At 43.6% G+C, this 18,168-nt stretch carries 14 protein-coding genes and 2 tRNA genes; 6 read left to right on the top strand and 10 right to left on the bottom strand.

Features of this window, described 5'->3' with window-relative positions:
- The coding region (locus tag CXF62_RS03875) for a hypothetical protein (RefSeq protein WP_145990532.1) at positions 1-943 on the bottom strand (943 nt) is incomplete at its 3' end.
- Positions 944-1,064: 121 nt separating this feature from the next.
- Here CXF62_RS03875 and CXF62_RS03870 point away from each other — a divergent pair.
- From CXF62_RS03870 to CXF62_RS03860, 3 genes are all read left to right on the top strand, one after another.
- The gene (locus tag CXF62_RS03870; RefSeq protein WP_102092989.1) at positions 1,065-1,478 is read left to right on the top strand and encodes an OsmC family protein; all 414 of its coding nucleotides are present in this window, start codon (positions 1,065-1,067) and stop codon (positions 1,476-1,478) included.
- Between the two features lies 1 nt (position 1,479).
- The gene (locus tag CXF62_RS03865; RefSeq protein ID WP_102092990.1) at positions 1,480-1,944 is read left to right on the top strand and encodes a flavodoxin family protein; all 465 of its coding nucleotides are present in this window, start codon (positions 1,480-1,482) and stop codon (positions 1,942-1,944) included.
- 97 nt (positions 1,945-2,041) lie between these two features.
- Positions 2,042-2,701: a DUF938 domain-containing protein gene (locus CXF62_RS03860; protein ID WP_102092988.1), complete on the top strand. Its 660-nt coding sequence runs from the start codon at positions 2,042-2,044 to the stop codon at positions 2,699-2,701.
- Between the two features lie 127 nt (positions 2,702-2,828).
- On the opposite strand, the gene CXF62_RS03855 is transcribed toward CXF62_RS03860, so the two are convergent.
- The gene (locus tag CXF62_RS03855; protein ID WP_102092987.1) at positions 2,829-3,620 is read right to left on the bottom strand and encodes a dienelactone hydrolase family protein; all 792 of its coding nucleotides are present in this window, start codon (positions 3,618-3,620) and stop codon (positions 2,829-2,831) included.
- A gap of 560 nt (positions 3,621-4,180) precedes the next feature.
- Here CXF62_RS03855 and CXF62_RS03850 point away from each other — a divergent pair.
- Positions 4,181-6,268: a catalase gene (locus tag CXF62_RS03850; RefSeq protein WP_102092986.1), complete on the top strand. Its 2,088-nt coding sequence runs from the start codon at positions 4,181-4,183 to the stop codon at positions 6,266-6,268.
- Positions 6,269-6,583: 315 nt separating this feature from the next.
- Positions 6,584-7,372 carry an MBL fold metallo-hydrolase gene (locus tag CXF62_RS03845; RefSeq protein WP_102092985.1) on the top strand — a complete coding sequence of 263 codons (789 nt, stop codon included), beginning with the start codon at positions 6,584-6,586 and terminating at the stop codon, positions 7,370-7,372.
- An 87-nt stretch (positions 7,373-7,459) separates the two neighbouring features.
- On the opposite strand, the gene CXF62_RS03840 is transcribed toward CXF62_RS03845, so the two are convergent.
- The 7 genes from CXF62_RS03840 to leuS form a co-directional block, all read right to left on the bottom strand.
- Positions 7,460-7,535, bottom strand: a tRNA-Lys gene (locus tag CXF62_RS03840).
- Between the two features lie 159 nt (positions 7,536-7,694).
- Positions 7,695-7,770, bottom strand: a tRNA-Lys gene (locus CXF62_RS03835).
- A gap of 194 nt (positions 7,771-7,964) precedes the next feature.
- Positions 7,965-9,914 (bottom strand): MacB family efflux pump subunit, encoded by a 1,950-nt coding sequence (locus CXF62_RS03830; protein WP_228153156.1) that lies wholly within the window; start codon positions 9,912-9,914, stop codon positions 7,965-7,967.
- A 270-nt stretch (positions 9,915-10,184) separates the two neighbouring features.
- Entirely contained in the window at positions 10,185-11,504 is a 1,320-nt protein-coding gene (locus tag CXF62_RS03825) for an efflux RND transporter periplasmic adaptor subunit (protein WP_102092983.1), read from the bottom strand.
- A 281-nt stretch (positions 11,505-11,785) separates the two neighbouring features.
- Entirely contained in the window at positions 11,786-12,886 is a 1,101-nt protein-coding gene (locus CXF62_RS03820) for a DNA polymerase III subunit delta (protein ID WP_102092982.1), read from the bottom strand.
- 162 nt (positions 12,887-13,048) lie between these two features.
- Positions 13,049-13,762, bottom strand: coding sequence for an LPS-assembly lipoprotein LptE (locus CXF62_RS03815; RefSeq protein ID WP_102092981.1), 714 nt, complete (start codon positions 13,760-13,762; stop codon positions 13,049-13,051).
- A 66-nt stretch (positions 13,763-13,828) separates the two neighbouring features.
- Complete coding sequence (gene leuS / locus CXF62_RS03810) at positions 13,829-16,516, bottom strand: leucine--tRNA ligase (RefSeq protein WP_102092980.1); 2,688 nt, start codon at positions 16,514-16,516, stop codon at positions 13,829-13,831.
- 226 nt (positions 16,517-16,742) lie between these two features.
- On the opposite strand from leuS, the gene CXF62_RS03805 reads away from it, so the two are divergent.
- Positions 16,743-17,114 carry a Spx/MgsR family RNA polymerase-binding regulatory protein gene (locus CXF62_RS03805; RefSeq protein ID WP_102092979.1) on the top strand — a complete coding sequence of 124 codons (372 nt, stop codon included), beginning with the start codon at positions 16,743-16,745 and terminating at the stop codon, positions 17,112-17,114.
- Positions 17,115-17,226: 112 nt separating this feature from the next.
- Here the strand turns inward: CXF62_RS03805 and argB are convergent, their stop codons facing one another.
- Positions 17,227-18,138, bottom strand: a complete 912-nt coding sequence (gene argB / locus CXF62_RS03800; RefSeq protein ID WP_057758912.1) for an acetylglutamate kinase — start codon at positions 18,136-18,138, stop codon at positions 17,227-17,229.
- Positions 18,139-18,168: the final 30 nt, after the last annotated feature.

Below are 18,168 nucleotides of genomic sequence, written 5' to 3'. Positions count from 1 at the left end.
CTTTTTTCAATTCTTTTTTGAGTAGAGGTATAATTTGTGTCTTACAAAGATGTTGTGCTTCTGCTATAAATTTGATAATTGTGTCCGATACACCAGCATCCAAAGTATATAGTCGACTTGTACAGTATTTAACATGTCGTATATAACTTTCTTCATCTATAAGCTCTTTTCTAATGACAACGTGTGTCAGATATACAAATAGATCATTACTACCGCCATCTTCATGCAAAAAACGTTTAATAGAATAAGGATTTTGTCTTGATTTATCGGCAATACCTATTAAAAACCAGTAACGCTCACTTTCAATGACAAAGAACTTTTTACGCTTTGCCTCTCTTTTTATAATATCGGGTAAGTTGTCTTGTTCCTGAAAGTCTATGTCAGTAGAGTCCCATGCGCGAAAGTCTCGCCCCTGAATCTTTTGCTTAATAAATACTTCTTTAAAGTATGTTTTTACGATATCAGTATTTAAGTGCCTTATACCAGGTTGTACTATAAGATTTACATTATCGATCCAAAATGCTAAATCGTATAAAAATGCTTTTTTTATACTTTCACGACTTTTTTGGTCTAAAATATGATCACCTATATCAATACGGTTAAGATAATCGATCATCGCCTCTACTTTATCAGCAAGTTCAATAGCATCATATGAATCCGGCTTAGACTCAATAAATTTCAACATCTGTATAGCAATTGCTTTTAGCTCTCGATGACGAATTGCTGTTTTAGATAACAAACTTCTCAAATCATCTGGAATGATATAAGTAAAATTTGGGCTAATGTTCCTTTTTGATAATATTTTTTCGTACACACTTTTACGACTGGGTATATCGAGCTGCGGCAAAATACTGATAAGAATGGTTTTCCAGTTACCACCTAATGCTGGGTCTATCGATTTTAATTGATAAACTTGGTATTCTGAGAGCTCATACACATACATATTACAATTTCCTTTACAGAACTAATGTTTGCACAAATGCTCGCTATCTTAGCATCTATCAAATAACTATCACAGCATCTTTATTGCTCAGGCAGCTAGTTTAATAAACTAAGGCAAAATTATGACCACCTCAAAAGTAACCTATCAAGGCAATTTACGCACCCAAGCTATTCACTTACAGTCGAATAATCAAATCATCACTGATGCGCCGACGGACAATCATGGTAAGGGCGAAGCGTTTTCTCCTACTGATTTGCTAGCGACCAGTTTGGGTAGTTGCATCTTAACGATTATTGGTATCAAAGCCGAAGCGATGGATATTGATATCTCAGGTACGACCGCAGAGGTTACCAAAGTCATGGCCGCCAAACCAAGACGTGTGAGTGAAATACACGTTGTGGTTAATTTTTCGAAAGCATTGGACGAGAGTACCTTAAAACGGTTTTATAAAACCGCGTTGACCTGTCCAGTAGGCAATAGCTTGGATCCTGCCATTACTCAAAATCTAGTATTTAACAATGGCTCAGAAGCCTAATATGTCTACTAAGACTTTACTTATCGTCGCTCATACGCCATCGCCCAATACTCAGAAATTGGCGCAGGCAGCTTATGACGGTGCGAATCATCCTGATATAGATATTACTGTCATTTTGAAATCACCGCAGGATACGCGGCCTGAGGATGTATTGGCTGCTGATGCGTTGCTGTTAGGCACGACTGAAAATCTGGCTTATATGGCAGGGCTGACCAAAGACTTTTTTGATCGTTGCTACTATCTAGTGTTAGAAGAGAAGCAAGGCATGCCATTTGCGGTATATATACGCGCAGGTCATGATGGTACAGGTACCAAGCTTGCGCTCAAAACGATTACAACGGGGCTACGTTGGTCATGGATTCAAGAAGCGCTGATACTACAAGGCGATTGGCAAGATAGCTTTGCTGAGCAAGTAGAAGAGCTTGCTATGACCTTGGCTGCTGGGGTAGAGGCGGGTATTTACTAGTAGTCAGTTGTTTGGTAGTTACTAGGGCAATATAGACAGTGCTTGTTCATCTACTGCTATCAACGCTTAGCATAACAAACGGTCTGGGAGGATAGTGATGCATGACGATAATCTGGATAGTGATAATCCAAATAATAAAGTAGATATTTCTGCATTGCCGTTTTCTCAAGCGTGTGAAAATAATAAACAGCCTATTCTAGAAGTACTTCAAATAGAACTACAAGGCTTTAGTCATGTATTAGAGATTGGCTCTGGAACGGGGCAGCATAGTGTTTACTTTGCGCCTAATCTGCCTGAGATACAGTGGCAAACTAGCGATGTCACTAGTAATCATCGCCATATAATCGCTTGGCACAATGCCTATCCTGCACCTAATTTATATTCGCCATTAGCGTTTGATTTGAGTACGGATTCCGTACCTGTTAATAGCCAGTTCAACTTACCTTACGATGTGATATTTACGGCCAATACTTTGCATATCATTAGCTGGGCTTTGGTCAAGCGATTAATTGCATTGGCTGGTGATGCGTTACCTGTGGACGGTAAGTTGATTATATATGGCCCATTTAACGAGAATGGTAACTATACCAGTGAAGGTAATCAGCGATTTGATGCGATGTTGAGAGCAGGTAATCCTGATAGCGGCATTCGCGATAAAGAAGATGTCGTTAGTTTAGCAAATGCTCATCATCTACAACTTTCTAAAACGTATGCAATGCCTGCTAATAATCAGCTATTGGTATTTTATAAGCGCTAAGTTTTAAAGCGTTAGCAAAAATTAAATAAATAAAAAGACACCTCAATGAATCATTATCAGATCTTATTGAAGTGACTTTTCGTTTGGGCTTGCTTATATTATTACTTATTCAACTTGTGCTGCTAGGTTATTTATATTCTTCTGCTAAAAAGTCCAAGTAACGTTTCCAAGAGCGCTCATCGGCGCGAGCATCATATCTATCGCTGCCAAATACGCTAAAGGCATGTGGCGCGCCGCTGTAGGTAACCATTTCGTGAGGTATCTTGGCTGCTTCTAAGGTCTTGCCCAAAGTGGCAAAGCTCTCTAGCGAGACGGATTGGTCAGCAGAACCGTGAAATACTAGGATTTCTCCTGTAGTTTTGTCGTAGCTTTGACCGGTTGGAATATCAAAGGCACCGTGGAAGGGTACAAAGGCTTTTTGCTCAAAACCTGAGCGTGCTAGCTCTAACGCAACCGTACCGCCGAAACAATATCCCATGGTCGTGCCTTTACGCACATCATTGCCTTGTAGTTGTCCTGCCGTCAATGCCCCTGCCAATATGCGACGCATTTTATTACGGTCATCATATAGCTCCCCAGTTAGGCGTTTGTTTTCTTCGATAGAAGTAGGGCGAATGCCTTGTCCAAACATATCGGCCGCCAATACGTTGTAGCCTTCAGCCGCTAACATATCAGCACGTTTGCGCTCATAGTCAGTTAGACCATCCCAATCATGAATCAATAAGATAAAAGGTGCATTAGCTTTGTCCGCCTTGGCGTAATAGCCTTCGTACGCTTTATCATCGACCGTATAGGTCACGTTTTTGGTCGTGATAGCAGCAGCTGTTTGACTGAGCGTTAATGCCATTAGACCCATTGATGCGCCTACTAGCAATGAGTGATAAGGTTTTTTAGTCGGGGAGCTTAGAGTTGGTAACATGGTAGGTAGCCTTATAGTTATATAAAAAATAGTCGCATCGTCAAATCCATATAAACCCGCTACATCGTCATCTTCGCTAACCATACTAATGTACAGCTTGCGCTCGGTTCTCTTGTATCGAAATTATCTGAATCCAACGATATAAAAAAGATAAATATAAGGCTAAAACCCTGCCAATTTATTTATCGATAGTCTCTGATACTTCATAAAAAGCATACCTTAAAGAATAACTACATTACAAGATTCTATTGTTAATGTTTATGCGCCTTTAAGACCATCTAAAGCAGCTGGTTTATAGCGTCTATAGACCTTAACCAAACATCAACAAGGTTTACTATATACGCAACTATATTTGACTTATTTTTTGGGTAGTATAAGTCCTAAGCCTATTATTCCTTTACGAATTTTAGTGCGGTATCAATTTAACGCTCGACAATGCTGAAAACACAGATAAATAAATGACAGATGAAGTCACCATTATTTCAAAGGATATCAAACCTGTGTAGGCACTCTTTTAATGATTTAAAAGAGCACTCTCAATCTATTAGCTAGGACTTTTTATGAATAATAATATCGATCATACGGACCCCGCCAAAGACATGAATACGGAACGTGGCAATGGTGGTGAAACCCATCAGCGCGCAGGTGACGACACCAAAGTATTAACCACGCAGCAAGGCGTAGCTATCGCTGACAATCAAAACTCGCTAAAAGCAGGCTCACGTGGGCCGACGCTATTAGAAGATTTTGTATTACGTGAAAAAATTAATCATTTTGACCATGAGCGTATCCCTGAGCGTATCGTCCATGCTCGTGGTAGTGCAGCACACGGTTATTTTGAGCTGACAGAGTCACTAGAAGAATATACGACTGCCAAAGTGTTGACCGAAACGGGCAAGCAAACGCCACTTTTTACGCGTTTCTCAACGGTAGCGGGTAATAAAGGCTCAAAAGACACGCCACGTGATGTGCGCGGTTTCGCTGTGAAAATGTATACAGAAGAAGGTAACTGGGACATCGTTGGTAACAACATGCCAATCTTCTTTATCCAAGACGCGATGAAGTTTCCAGATTTGATTCATGCGGTAAAACCAGAACCAGATCGCGGTTTCCCGCAAGCGGCATCTGCTCATGATACGTTTTGGGATTTTGTCTCACTAAGTCCTGAAACTATGCACAATCTAATTTGGCTAATGAGTGACCGCGGTCTACCACGTAGCCTACGCATGATGGAAGGTTTTGGTATTCATAGCTATCGCTTAATCAATAAAGACGGTAAGAGCACCTTTGTACGTTTCCATTGGAAGCCAGTATTGGGTGTACAGTCAACCACATGGGATGAGGCAGTGAAAATCTCAGGTGCTGATCCTGATTATCATCGCCGCGACTTGTTTGAGTCAATCAACAACGGTGACTATCCTGAGTGGGAGTTTGGCGTACAGTTATTTACTGAAGAAGAAGCCAATGAGTTCCCATTTGACCATCTCGATGCGACAAAACTGATTCCAGAAGAATTGGTACCAGTAAAAGTCGTGGGTAAGATGGTATTGAACCGTTATCCAGATAATTTCTTTGCAGAGACTGAGCAGGTAGCATTCTGCCCATCGCATTTGCCACCTGGTGTTGATTTTAGTAATGACCCACTATTGCAAGGTCGTCTATTCAGTTACTTGGATACTCAGCTATCACGTTTAGGCTCGCCAAACTTTGCCCAGATTCCTATCAATGCACCGAAATGCCCGTTTGCTAATAATCAGCAAGATGGTCATATGCAAATGCAGGTGCCTAAGACACGTGTACTCTATGAGCCACAAAGCCTAGATCCAACTCGTCCTCGTGAAAGCGCTAAACGTGGTTTCAACTCATTCCATGAGCAACTAGACGATGGCGTAAAAGGTCGCGTCCGTGACGAGAGCTTTGCAGATCATTATAGTCAGCCACGTATGTTCTACCGTAGTCAGACAGCAACTGAACAAGCCCATATCGCAACCGCTTATGCGTTTGAGCTAGGTAAGGTAGATACAGCCCATGTACGTACGCGTATGCTTAGCCATTTGATTCATATCGATGAAGACTTGGCCAATCGCGTAGCGACTGCACTGGGTATGGAGCTACCAGAGCCAGCGGATGCGGCTGCACCTGTCCAAGACTTAGGAACTTCTAAAGCGGTACAAACTATTGGTCTAACGCCTGATAGCTTAAAAGGGCGCATGATTGGTATCTTAGTCGCAGAAGGTTCTAAAAGTAGTGAAGTCAAAAAATTCGAAGATGCTGCTAAAGCGCAGGGTGCTAGTGTCAAAATCGTAGCACCTAACAAAGAAGTCGTATTGGATGATGGTACACGTATACAAGCTGATGAGCGCCTCGCTGGTGGTCCGTCAGTGATGTTTGATGCCGTCGTTAGTATTATCATGCCTGACCAAGCTAAAAAGCTCGCAAAAGACAGCTCAGCACTAGATTGGTTCAACGATGCGTACAATCATTGCAAAGCCATTGCCTATTGCGGCGCGACTGATGAATTTATCCTAAGTAAGCTCCCAGTTGAAAAAGATGAGTTCGTAACGCCATTGGCCGAGCTAGATGCCTTTATTAGCAATGCTAAGTCTCGTCTATGGGAACGTGAGCCAAAGGTTCGTGATCTTGCATAGTCGATAAGCAGATAATTTACAAACTATCTAAATGCTAAATGTTTACTTAAACCCAGCCTAAGCGCTGGGTTTTTGCTTTTTGCTAATAAGGTGAGAATTTTCATGGATAGAATTATACATGCAGTTATGAGTAGTAAGTTGTCCATAGTTAATTGTTAGCTTCATCGTCTCTGTATGTCGCATTACTCTTGTATATAGTCACAAGCGTTCACTCAAAGTCGTTTTATTTATCGTGACGGGCGCTATACTAAAGGTTGGCTATAAAACTGAACAAAAGCCTCACAATAATAACGACGAATGAGGTAGGGAACACCAATGAGTCTATGTGAAATTGTACGATTAGAAGGATATATCCAGAGTAGCTATCTGGCAGTATATCCAGATAAAATAATGCTGTTAGATGGCTGCTGCCGTGCTGATGTGCCGATGGTGCTTGACTATATTAAGACAACGTTAAAACGACCCGTCACCGACCTAAAAGTAGTGGTGGTCACGCATATGCATCCGGATCATGCAGGCGGTGCACATAAGTTTCGAGAAGAGACGGGCTGTCTGATTGTCTCCGCTGATAAAAAAAAGCAGTGGTATAGCGGTATTGGCGGGCGCACGATGCACTTCGTAGATATACATCTAGGATATTATGTGGCCAGACGTCAAGGACGCCCACTTAAAAACCTATATTACTCGGCAAGTCTAAAACCAGATATCACCGTCACAGATGGTGAGCTTGTGCCACACTTTGATGAATGGCAAGTATTAGAGACCCCAGGTCACACGGATCGCGATTTGTCTTTGTTTCATCTGCCCAGTCGCGAAGTATATACCGCTGATTTAATCATTAAGTTGCGACACAAGTTCGTAGCACCATTTCCTGTCTACTACCCTAAAGACTATGTTCAATCGTTGAAAAAAATCAAAGCATTGCAACCGTCAATGGTGATGATGGCACATGGTCGAGAGCTAGCGATGAGTGAGGCAGAGTTCGATGAGTTTATTGCTCATGCACCTAAGCACCCACGTACCATCAAAGATACGATCAGACACAAACTACTATGGCGCAAGAGAGATAACTTTAGACTATTTAAACGCAAGCATAATAAATAGAGGTATATAAAAGCTAAGAAACAACATTTAAAACGCCCAGACGAAAAAAAGCCCAATTACTAAGATAGTAACTGGGCTTTCTAAATATGGTGGGCTGTCCGCGACTCGAACGCGGGACCAATTGATTAAAAGTCAACTGCTCTACCAACTGAGCTAACAGCCCTGAAGAGTATATAAAAAAGCAATGCTTTTTAACTCTACAAGAGAAAATTCTAACTAAAGAACTTTCTAAAACTAAACATCTTAACGATGTCTTTTAAACTTATCTTTATTAGTCTACTACCGGATAGGGCAGAACGATTAATAAAGATTAAACTAAATATGGTGGGCTGTCCGCGACTCGAACGCGGGACCAATTGATTAAAAGTCAACTGCTCTACCAACTGAGCTAACAGCCCTAACGTTTAAAGTGTTTGTATCCCTAAACGTGAGAGCACATTATATATATTATTATGACAATTACAACCCCACATGATAAAAAAAGTGTAATTCTCTTATAAAATTGCCAATTTATTCCAGTTTCTTTAAATTTTCGTCATTATATCGATATTGACTGCTCTATTTTTGGCTAAAGCGAGTCAATAATCGATTATTAGTCTCGAGAAAGGGCTTCAACAGGATCTAACTTGGCGGCATTACGCGCTGGCAAGAATCCAAATACCACGCCAATTAACGTCGAACAAACAAAAGCAGCAATAATAGAGGTTGATGAATAGATAACTTTGAAACTATCACCGCCCACACTATTAATCAGCTCACCAATGGCAAATGCCATTCCAATACCAATCAGTCCCCCTAGGATACAGACTAGAACGGCCTCAATAAGAAATTGCTGCATAATATCGCTCTGACGCGCGCCCACTGCCATACGTACGCCAATCTCGTTGGTGCGCTCGGTGACAGAAACGAGCATGATGTTCATCACTCCAATACCGCCGACGATTAATGAAATGACCGCGACTGATGAGATAAGTAATGTCATCGTGCCTGTCGTCGATTCGATCGTTTGACGGATAGAGTCTGAATTGCGTAGCTCAAAGTCATCTTTGCCATGGCGACTCTCTATCAAGTCAGAGATGGCCGTCTCTGCGGCACTAGAAGAGATACTGTCATCTAACAACGCCACAAAGCGGTCGATATTGGTACTACCAGTGACGCGCGACATCACCGTTGTATAAGGCATATAGATGGTAGGCGTCGTCACACTGGGACCAAAGCCACCATCGCTCTCTTCGAGGACGCCAATTACGCGTCCAGGTACACTACCAACCAGTATCACCTCACCAACAGGATTATCAATATCTGAGAAAAAGGTCTGTTTAGCGTTGTCATCGATGATGATATCTTGACTACGTAATGTAATGCTTTTTGCATCAAACCCTTGACCCAATGTTAATGTCTCACCAGTGACGTTTAGATAGTCTTCACCAACGCCATTGACGGTAGCATCCTCTTGTATATTACGATAGCGGACACTAGAGCTGGCATTTACCTGAGGGCTGACACTGATAATATAGGGTTGATTGCCGACCGCTTCTGCGTCTTCTGGTGTCAAGTTGTCATCATTATAGCGGCGTCTAGGGTCGCCTCTAGGGTAGCCATCATTGACGGTAATGGTATTGGTACCTAACGAGCTGATATTGGCAAGGATTTGCTGCTGAGAGCCTTGTCCAAGACCTACGATAGATACGACCGCAGCGATACCGATGATAATACCGAGCATAGTCAGTAGGGTACGCATCTTGTGCGCGCGCATGGCAAGCAAAGACATCTTAAACGCTTCAAGCAATCGATCGATAAAACTACCAAAGGCACTTTTTCGATGCTCGCCAAGGATAGATTCTGGTTTTTTGTCTGTGTGCTTATAATGCTCAGTTTGATAGTCAGCGATGACATGGCCATCTTTGAGCTCAATCACACGCTCCGCTTGTGCTGCTAGTTTTGGATCATGAGTGACCATGATAATGGTATGACCTTGTGCGCTGAGGTCATGCAAAATCGCCATGACATCTTCGCCAGACTTACTGTCTAGGGCACCAGTTGGCTCATCTGCTAAGATAACATCGCCACCATTCATCAGTGCACGAGCGACAGAAACACGCTGCTGCTGTCCACCTGAGAGCTGATTGGGACGATTGTTGACCTTATTGCCAAGGCCGAGGTCAGTTAGTAGCTTCTCAGCACGATTGGTGCGTGCCTCGGTATCCATGCCCGCATACACGGCAGGGACGGCGACGTTGTCTTTGGCACTGATATCACCAAGCAAATGATAGCGCTGAAAAATAAAACCAAAGTGCTCACGGCGCAGTTCTGCTAGCTGATCGGCATCAAGCTTACGGGCGGATTGACCATAAATCTTATAATCACCAGCAGTGGCTTGATCTAGACAACCTAATATATTCATCAAGGTGGACTTACCAGAGCCTGATTGTCCAATGATGGCAACCATCTCACCTTGGTGAATCGTCAGATTGATATCATGCAAGACGCGAATGGTTTGCTCACCAGCAGGGAACTCTCTGATAATGCCAGACAGCTCCATAATGGGCTTGCCTGATGCAGGATGGTTAGCGGTATTGGTTTTTGCCGGATTACTTAAGTTATCTGAGCTGTTTGAAGGGTTAGCAGTAGTGTGTGACCCTAAGTTTTGAGCCGTACTACTTTCAGAGCTATCTTCACTCGACGGTTTAGGAGATTGAGATATAGTCATAGCAGTGTCTTTAATAAAGGCTAATAAGCGTTATAGTGTTGTTATGAAAGGGCTGCTATGTTTTTAGCAAGCCTTTCTTACTCAACATAGTCAAAGCACAAGTTACATTTGAGGTCCACCAGGTACGCGGCCGCTATCTGATTTCTTACCGCTCTCTTCACTGATGATTACTTCTTCCCCTTCTTTCAAACCACTTAAGATTTGCGCATTTACTCGGTTATCAATACCGACTTCTACAGTACGCTCTTCTACGGTTCCGTCATCTCTTAATACACGTACAAACTTGCCCGTTGTTGATTTGCCTTTTTCTTTAGTTCGCTTTTCTTGTATCACTGTTGATGGTACTAATAGAGTATTTTTGGCTTCGTTGACGATGATATATATCTGTGCCGTCATATCGATTCGAAACAAGCGGTCAGGGTTTGGTACTTCTACGTAGCCGACGTAATAGATAGCAGCGTCTGTCGAGCTGGTGCTACTGATCTGCTCTGGGGCAGGTTCGATAGCGGTTAATGTCGCATCATACTGTTTGTCTGGATTACCGATAATATTGAAATAAGCAGGCATACCAGCACTGACGTTAATGACATCAGCTTCTGAGATTTGCGCGTTGATACGTACGGTCGATAAATCTGCTAACGTCACCAATGTGGGCGCCGTTTGGTTAGCATTGACCGTAGTACCTTGCTCAGTCGTAATAGAAACGACTGTACCTGATATTGGTGCACGAATCGTGGTATAGCTTAGATCTTCTTCAGCAGTACTGACGTTGGTTCGTGATTTGCGTAATGCTGCTTGCTGACTGTTGATATTGGCTTCTGTGGTCGCAATCGCGGCTTTAGCTGTGTCGATAGCCGCACGTGCATTGGCAACGGCTGCTTTTGCGGTCTCAACACTGGTCGCTTGCGTGTCGTATTCTTGCTGCGAGATAGCATCGATAGCGACTAAGTCTTGCAAGCGTGCAAAATCAGACTGTGCTTGTTTGAGCTCAGACTGACGGCTGGCAAGGTCGGCATAGGCACTTTTCAGACTGGCTTGTTTGCTTAACGATTCTGCTTGCGCACTTTGTAGCGCGGCTTCGCTTTGTTCAAGACTGGCTTGTTCATTGCTCAGGCTGTTCTTCTGAGTCACTTGATCAATCTGCGCAATCAAATCGCCTTGTTTGACTTCGTCACCGACTTCAACATACAGGCGTTTTACTTCACCAGATACCTGTGCCCCTACATCGACGGTGTTTAACGCTTTTACTTTACCGGACGCCATGACATTGTTTTCAATATCACCGACTTCAACGGTTGCGGTTAGGTAGTTAGGCGTGGTTTCTTCTGGTTTTAAAAAAGTATAGGCCAAAGCCCCTAACGCTACGATAATTAAGGTGATGACACCCCATTTGATAGCAGACTTTTTGCTTATTTTGTGCATGACAACAATCCAATCACAATTAAATCAAGTGTAGATATAGTAGAGACTTCACCTACAAAAGGGAATGAAAATTAGTTTACGAAAGGTTAAGGTAGCCAAGAACAGAGTTAGGTATAGAAAAGAAATGCTTACTAAAAATCAATAAAACGGAGATTATAAGAAAACAAGATAGGGTAGTAGAATCTGGATTTATAGCGTTTAAATGTATAAATCAGTAAGAGAAGAGGTGGATAACTTGTTAATAAGAAAAATAATATAAGGTGGTGACAAGCAGGTTAGTCTTAGCGCATCGCAAATAAACGATTACCTGCAAGCTCTAGTGCCGCTTGTAATAATAGCTCCCATGCTGGCTGACGAATAAGACCTTTAATAGCTTGGTCACAGCGGTAAAGCAGGGCAGGCCATTCGGCCGTGTGCGTTTTTGACTGACGGCGGCAGGCTTGTTGGTACAACCCTTGTTTACTACGCCAAATGCCTAATGCTTGAGGGTCTTGACCGTCCATAAGTTGAATGATTTGACGCATGTCTTTGCTGATAGCCCAGAGCACTAAAGTAGTGGGCTCATCGGTCGATTTTAGCTGGAACATGATTTTGGCGACCTGCGTACTATTACCCGCGAGCATCGCATCAGACAAATCAAACACACTAAACTGCGCATCGCTGACCAACGCTGCTTGTAGGTCTGCAATATCCAATGCCACATTATTCACAGGTTGTGAAAAGCTATTAGATTGTTCGGTACTGTTGTCAGTAGCACTATCTTCACTAGTACTGTTATTAGCAACTAGCTGCGGTGCAAACAAATAGGACAGCCGCCATAGGGTTTGATAAGCACTCAATAGATGATGCTCAGTGTGTGACATGAGTAGCTGCCAGGCCTCTTGAGACAGTCGTAAGCCAAACTTCTGAGCTTGTATTTGTAGTAGCTGTTGGCGCTGCTGCTCATTGTATAAATTGCAATCAATGACATTGCCATATTGCGCAAAAGGAGCAAACCATTTGCTGCTCTGGCTGCGTTTGTCTTGCTTAGGTGTAAGCCACAATACACTATGACCGTGTGTGCCCGCTTGTGCCTCGATCGCAAAACGTTCCAGCTCGGTGATAACTGCTTTGTCAGGTTTATGATTGCCCGTTACGATTAAAGCGCTGGCATCATCGAATAGAGACTGGCTGCCAAGCTCAGACAGTACTTCTTGCCAGCTTTTGACAGAAATTAGCTCTATACGTTTGATTGCATAGTTCTGTGCGCGCCAGTGTGGACGCAGCGCATCTATCAACCATTGACTCAGCAGTGGCTCGTCACCGTGCGCCAGCCATAGCCCTGCTACTCCAACGGAAGGCTGCAGTAGTTTTGGGTAGGCTTTTATGAAAGTATCTTGCATAGCGTGGTGTTACACAGGTTGATGAGCAGGTAATGCCAGTTCCAAAAATATGCTCAGCAGTGTCAAGCTAGCCCAGTCTACTCAAGGTAGTACTTACACTCGCTTAGTTTTCTACTCATATTTCTAGAAATGGTATCGTTTGATAATCAGAACGACTAACTCTTACGGTTGTGGTACGACGACAACGGTTGGTGTCATGCCTTTATTTATTTGCAGAGATTGTTTGGCAGCAGGTGCAACTTTTGGAAGCGAGATAGCAACGTACTGGTCAGTGATACGGCGAGCTAAAGTATCATAGAGCCAATCGCGAGTCTGATCGCCTTGCTGATCGTCAGTACTAACAGAGGCTTCGTTGTACTGATAGCTTCGCTCGACCTGAATGGGGTTGCTCAGTGTTACAGGCTTACCATTTTCCATCGTTTGATAGCTGACATCTGCTGATAGTACCAAGCGAATCTCTGTTAATACACCAACCAATTCGTAACGCTTAAAACGTACATTACGAATGTCGATAGCGGCAATAGACTCAGCCCCTGCTTGTTGGTTATTACGAGCAACTTCTTCTGAGCTAATATTACCAATAACGTCGACACCTAACGTCTTTAGGCGACGCGTCAATGGTAGTTTCAGCGGGAATGAGGTGCGATTGTCTTCGATGATGACCGCTGTTTTTTCGACGTCAAGCAGCATCGCTGAGTCGTAGCCACGCAGCTGGAAGCCGCAGCCGCTAAGAGCAGCGGCTGCACCTACCACCGCAAACATTGGCAGCGTGGCAAGTAAGACTGCTCCGAGCTTTTGGCCATGGGACTTTTTATTAGCTAGGCTGTATGCGCTTGATTCTGGTTGCGCCTGCTCAGCTCGATGCTTGTATGACATAAACGCTATCCTCATATGATAAGAAGGCTTAGAGCACTAAGCCTAAAATGCTTAGCTCAAGATACCTTAGCCTACAACCACGATGTTAACCAATTTGTTAGGCACGACGATTTCTTTTTTGATCTCGCCCCTGATGAATTTTGCCACGCTTTCCATGGTGCGAGCTTGCTCTTTTAGCTGCTCAGGATCGCTGTTTGGTGCGACATCCATCTTACCACGCATCTTACCATTGACCTGTACCACCATCGTGATCATGTCCTGTACCAGCGCACTTTCTTCCACGGTTGGGTAGTCTAAGGTTAAGGTATCAAGACCTAACTGCTCAAGCAGATGTTCACCAACGTGCGGCGCATAGACAGATAGCATAATCAGCAGATTGGTCAACGCTTCGTGTTTGACGTGTAGCTCTTGTTCATTACTCGCGTTAAAACCAGTCAGCTCATTAGCAAGTTCCATCAGGCTTGATACAGGTGTGTTCAATGCCAAACGGTCACCTAAGTCACTGTCAATCTTAGCAATTGTTTCGTGCGTTTTACGGCGTAAGTTTTTGGCTTCTTTGCTTAGACCGTCTGTGTTCAAGGTAGCACTATTAAGCGTATCAATGCTGATATTGGCGGCTGTTAGCGCTTGCATATGGTCGGTTGCAATACGCCATACTTTTTTCACAAAGTTATAAGGGCCTTTTAGCGCGTCGTCTGACCATTCAAGCGTTTGATCCGCAGGCGCAGTAAATAGCGTATATAGACGAACCGTATCAGCACCATATTTATCAATGGTTAGCTGTGGATCTACGCCATTGTTTTTTGATTTTGACATTTTTTCGATTTTACCAATCGTGACTGGCTGGCCGTCAGATTTTAAGATAGCTTTGATTGGTTGACCGCGTTCGTTAAAGTCAATATCGATATCTTCTGCAAAGTAGTAGGTCGTACTGCCATCCGCATTGACGCGGTAGAACGTACCAGCGAGCACCATGCCTTGAGTCATTAGATTGGCAAATGGCTCATCACCTGTGACTAAATTTTCGTCGCGCATCAGCTTATGGAAGAAACGCGCATACAACAGATGCATTACCGCATGCTCGACACCGCCAACGTATTGATCAACAGGCAACCATTTATTGGCAGCAGACTTGTTGACCATGTTTTGTGCGTCATTTGGGCTAGCAAAACGTGCATAGTACCAGCTTGACTCTACGAATGTGTCAAAGGTATCGGTCTCACGCTCAGCAGGGTTGCCACATTTAGGACAAGTAGTATTAACAAATTCTGGTATATTTTTAAGTGGGTTACCGCGACCATCAGGTACAACGTCGGTTGGCAATACAACTGGTAGGTCTTGCTCTTCAACAGGTACCGTACCACAATGCTCACAGTTGATCATTGGGATAGGGCAGCCCCAATAGCGCTGGCGAGAGACACCCCAATCACGTAGGCGATACTGGATCTTTTTCTTAGCCAGCTCTTTTGGCTCAAGCTTAGCCAGCATTGCTTCAAATGCTTGCTCAAAGTCTAGACCGTCAAACTCACCTGAATTAACCAAGGTATTGCGCTCGGTATAAGCAAGATTGACTTCACTATCGTTCGCTTTAGCATCTGCTTTTAGTTCATCAAAATAGCCTTCAGGTACATTGATGACCTGTTTGATTGGTAGGTCGTACTTCACCGCAAATTCATAGTCGCGCTCATCGTGAGCAGGTACTGCCATGACTGCGCCTGAGCCGTAGCTCATCAGTACGTAGTTGGCAACCCAAACTGGCACTTCTTCACCAGTTAAAGGATGCGTCACAGTTAGGCCTGTATCCATACCGATTTTTTCGGCCTTGGCCAAATCCGCTTCAGCGACTGAGCCTTTTTTGCAAAGGGCACAGAATTGAGCGATTGCGTCATCCTTCTCAGAGGCATACTGTGCAAGTGGATGCTCTGCGGCAACAGCAACATAAGTCACACCCATCAAGGTGTCAGGACGAGTGGTGAACACATCTAAAGTGTTTTCTTCACCAGCAAGCTCATAAGGGAAGTGCACTTCCATACCAGCACTACGACCAATCCAGTTGCGCTGCATGGTTAGTACTTCAGATGGCCAATGACCTTCTAGCTGATCCAAATCATCTAATAGCTCATCAGCATAGTCAGTGATGTTGAAGTAGTACATTGGGATGTCGCGTTTTTCGACCGCAGCACCACTACGCCAGCCTTTGCCATCGATGACTTGTTCGTTTGCTAAGACAGTGTTGTCAACGGGATCCCAGTTGACCGTCGATAGCTTTTTGTAGACCAAGCCTTTTTTGTACAATTGTAAAAATAACCACTGCTCCCACTGATAATACTCAGGGCTACAAGTGGCAAATTCGCGTGACCAGTCAATAGACAGGCCTAGCAATTTAAGCTGTGCACGCATGCTGTCAATGTTGGCAAATGTCCATGCAGCGGGTGGCGTCTGGTTAGCAATCGCTGCATTTTCCGCTGGCAAGCCAAAACCATCCCAGCCCATTGGCTGCATGACTTCATAGCCTTTGAGACGATAATAACGGCTCAATACGTCAGAAATCGTATAGTTACGGACGTGGCCCATATGCAGCTTACCACTTGGATAAGGGAACATCGACAGCATGTAACGGCTTGGCTTGTCGCTTGGCTCATTGCTTACTTCAAAGCGCTTGTCAGTGGCCCATTTGGTTTGCTGCGCGGCTTCTATCGCTTGTGGGTTATAATAGTTGTTTTCTGTTTGGTCTGCTGTCACGGCGTTGCTCATAGTCGGCTCGAAATTGGTTGATACTGATTTATTTAATACGGATTTGTTTAATACTGTTCAAAATAGGTGGAATTTGACAATGCCATAGCATAGCGTAATTTGGCGAAAATTGCGACGATATGATGCAGTTGCTTACCAGGTTTGACGATTAAAAGTAATGCATTCTCTATATCCAGTCAGCCTTAGGTATAATAGACAAGTTAATGAATATTTATGAGGATTTATCATGACCATCACCATTCACGGTATCAAATCTTGTAGCACGATGAAAAAAGCGTTTACTAAGCTAAACGATCTAGATGTCAGCTACGATTTTCACGATTATAAAAAACAAGGTATCGATAAAGAAACAGTACAGCGCTGGGTAAATGAGCTAGGTATCGACAAAGTGCTGAATAAGCGTGGTACGACATGGCGCAAGCTAGACGACAGTCAAAAGCAAGCAGCTGATGCTAGTGTAGACACCGCGATAGATTTACTCGTGGAAAACACCAGTATGATTAAACGTCCGATTGTAGAAGGTCAGTTGGCAGATAGAGATCAAGCAGTATTACTATGCGGCTTCGATGAAGCGGAGTTTGATAAAGTTTTTTCGTAAAATTAATTTATAAAAATTAAGCTAGGCTTATCTATTAAGTATAAAAATACATAAGAAAGCCCGAGCGTTTTACTAACTCGGGCTTTTTTACATTTAGTATTGCTAGATTTTGCTAGCTCAATGATGAGTCTATCTCACGACTAATGAGCGTACCAACCCCTTCGTTGGTGAAAATTTCTAACAGCGTCGCATGAGGGACACGGCCATCAACGATTACCGCACTTTTGACGCCGCTACGTACCGCATCAAGCGCACATTGAATTTTGGGAATCATGCCGCCTGAGATAGTGCCATCTTCGATTAAGCTATCGACTTTCTTTGGCGTGAGTCCAGTCACTACTTCACCGTCGCGGCCCAATACGCCTTTGATATTGGTTAATAGCATCAGTTTCTCTGCTTGTAAAAACTCCGCTACTTTACCTGCGACTAGGTCAGCATTAATGTTGTAGGTATTGCCTTCAGCGTCAACGCCAAGTGGCGCGATTACAGGGATAAAATCTGAGGCAATCAACATGTTAATCACGTCTTTATTGACGCTTACTACATCACCGACGAATCCTAAATCAACTGGTACAGCGATACCATCTGCGCCAATTTTTTCCATCATCAGTTTTTTGGCTTGAATCAAATTGGCATCTTTACCTGTAAGACCAATCGCGCGACCGCCATGTTTGTTAATCAAGCTAACAATCGATTTGTTAACGCTACCGCCCAAGACCATCTCTACGATATCCATGGTACTTTTGTCAGTGACGCGCATCCCATCGATACGGTCTGATTGACGTCCGAGCTCTTTTAGGAGATTGTCAACTTGCGGGCCACCACCATGTACAACTACCGGATGCATACCGACGGTCTTTAGCAAAACGATATCGCGAGCAAATGAGCTCTCAAGCTCAGGGTCGGTCATGGCGTTGCCGCCGTATTTTACGACGATGAGTTTATCAACAAAACGCTGGATATAGGGCAGAGCAGTGGTCAATACTTCAGCGGTGTTTTTGGCATCATCTAAATTAAGCGTCATTACAAACTCCTAAGGGCCGGTTTTAAATTG

Source organism: Psychrobacter sp. MES7-P7E (genome assembly GCF_002863645.1).
Lineage (GTDB): Bacteria > Pseudomonadota > Gammaproteobacteria > Pseudomonadales > Moraxellaceae > Psychrobacter.
The sequence above is the reverse complement of the archived record's forward strand: the minus strand, read 5'-3'. Positions and strand labels throughout refer to the sequence as shown.